This is a genomic window from Coprococcus sp. ART55/1 (genome assembly GCF_000210595.1).
GTDB lineage: Bacteria > Bacillota > Clostridia > Lachnospirales > Lachnospiraceae > Coprococcus > Coprococcus aceti.
Window position 1 is genome coordinate 3,117,744 of sequence record NC_021018.1, and the last position, 2,443, is coordinate 3,120,186.

Annotated in this window: 2 protein-coding genes; both read right to left on the minus strand. The window is 37.3% G+C overall.

All coding sequences use genetic code 11. The annotated features are described in order from the left end of the window. Positions 1-221: 221 nt before the first annotated feature. The gene (locus CCU_RS13930; RefSeq protein WP_015535093.1) at positions 222-1,898 is read right to left on the minus strand and encodes a hypothetical protein; all 1,677 of its coding nucleotides are present in this window, start codon (positions 1,896-1,898) and stop codon (positions 222-224) included. 271 nt (positions 1,899-2,169) lie between these two features. After that, a partial coding sequence (locus CCU_RS13935) for a hypothetical protein (protein WP_208896318.1) occupies positions 2,170-2,443 on the minus strand: 274 nt, incomplete at its 5' end.

Here is a 2,443-nt window from a genome sequence, read left to right on the forward strand (position 1 = left end):
CGGATTCCATGGTGGTGATGGTGAGTTCTTTGGCAATAAGTAACCTGGTAAGTTTTCTATAGTTCTCTCTTATATCGTTTTCGCTGTACTGTTTGTACTCATTCACTTTATTATCAATCATAGGTTAACACCTCCTTATCCATAAGTTCTGTATCATACTTTTTCTCATTGATCTGAGCCAAAGCTGCAAGTGCTGTATTCTGAAATGTACGTTCATCTTCCTAGTTTTCATCCTCATCACAGTTTACGTCCTCATCCGCTGTGGCTTCTCTATCCTCGTCACTTTCATCCTCTGTATCATCAAAATCACCAAGGTCATCAAGATCCACACATTCATCAGCATATTTCGCCTCCATAATCTTGTGGATCTGCTCATACTCCTCATTTCTGATCTTTATAAGTCTACTATAAAGTTCACTATAGTTTACCGGTTCTCCCTTTTCCTTTTTCTCATCCATAAGCTTATCAGCTTTTTCTACAAAATCAAGAAAGTCGTGAAGTTCCTCTTCACCCTCATCTTTACCGTCAGGAATCACCAGTGCTTTGTGTGCCATGTCTACTTTTATATCTGTCAGCCTTGTCATTTTCACTAGAGCATTAAGCTGTTCCTGAAGGCTGAGTATCTGAATCTCCAATACTTTTCTATCATACCCGCTATCGATTATCTCCTGATCAGTATTTATGAACCTGCACTTCAGATCCGGCTGTGGCTTAATGGGAATGATCAATAGTCTGACAGCTATAAACACTGCTATCATACTACCCATGTCAAATAATGAATTACTGCTGAAACTGTTGTCCACAATTCCTGCCTTTGCACATATTCCAAATATCAGAAGTCCCAAAACACTTACATCTATCCATATCAGCATCCACATTCTTTTATGTGAATAACGTTCAACTATCTTCGAAGCACATGCCAGCAGAACGATAATAAATGCCAGCAATGCAATCATCCATATAACAACTGGCGAATTCAACGGTTCGCCCACAAACGAATAATCACCTGATACATTTCTGCGCAATCCGTTCTCGAATCTAACCAATACAGGAAGTACAACATAGCCATAAGCTATCCCCAGCATCACACTAATGATTATATAAATCAGCCATTCTACTATCGACTCGCTATTATATAATGCATATATAATAAGCACTTCCACAGCTGCACTGAACAGCACCATTAGAACCCATATGGCATATCCAGTCATCTGCCAGGCAGAAGATAATGAAGTTTCAAATAACATATCTACTTTTGCACAAATCAGGTTTGCATATATGTATGTAATAACAACAAGATAAATTACCGATAGGATCAACCATACAATATCACTCTCAAAGAATTGCCTGCATATATAACATACTGCAAGACTCAACGCAATCACGCAAAATATGTACAAGCCTGCCCGGCTAATCTTCGTATAAGGGATATAACAAAAAATGGCAATCAGCGAGGCAGCCACAAGTACCGCAACTGCAAATACTCTTGTTTGCTTCAGATTATGATTCATCGACTTGCAGATATCCTGATAAATATTATATGTAAGTTCCCATGGATACAAAAGTATTATCAGGCCTGTGAATAGCATCAGTTTTCTTTCATCAAACCACGCTGAAAGGAGCTGAGAAAGCCACGTCTCCTCTCCAGTCAGATTATATGCATCTTTGAATATAACAAAGTCTTTTACCACAAATGCTGTTATAAGTAGCACTATGATAACAGCTGCTTTTATTTTGTAACTTCTGGTCGTTATTGGCTGCTTCTTTTCTTTGTCATCTGTCTCTTCAAAAAGCCTAGTTGAGGCTTCGTCGTCCGGATCAACTTTTGTTTCATCTTTTGTCATTGAACTTGGAGTCCTGTTTAAAGTTTCGTTGTTTTTTTCTTTGGTGTTGTCCATTCTCCCTCTCCTCGTTATTGAAAAATTAGGCGTTTGCGAAACGCCACAAGCCGCATAAATACAACATTTTTTGTTACTAAAATCAAAAATCTCCTCACGGTTTGTGATATAATGGAGCTGTTCAGAAACCATATGTAAACCACCCCGAAAGGAGACATGTCTGTAAACCGCGGGAAACTTTTTCATTGACATTTACATAAGCTTATTGATTAATTTCTCCATATAGTCTTCCAACATGCCGTACAATCAATTTTTTTCTCATCCGTACACCCTAGTTTGCAGATAGTATAATTTTTACACTTATCACAAATCCATCCAGTATCACTAGTAATTCCATCAAATACATTGCCAATAATTGCATTTTTTCGTTATACATATGTTCACAATGGATAATATCCCCATCGGGTTTTATAACCAAATTTCTTTGTTGTGAATCTCTACAATATTTTTCATTAATAGATTTTCTAATAGTTCTTTTAAATCCCATAGAGTCAATTTTTGACTGCAACTTGGTCAATACAGATGTGACATTATCTGCAGTTAAG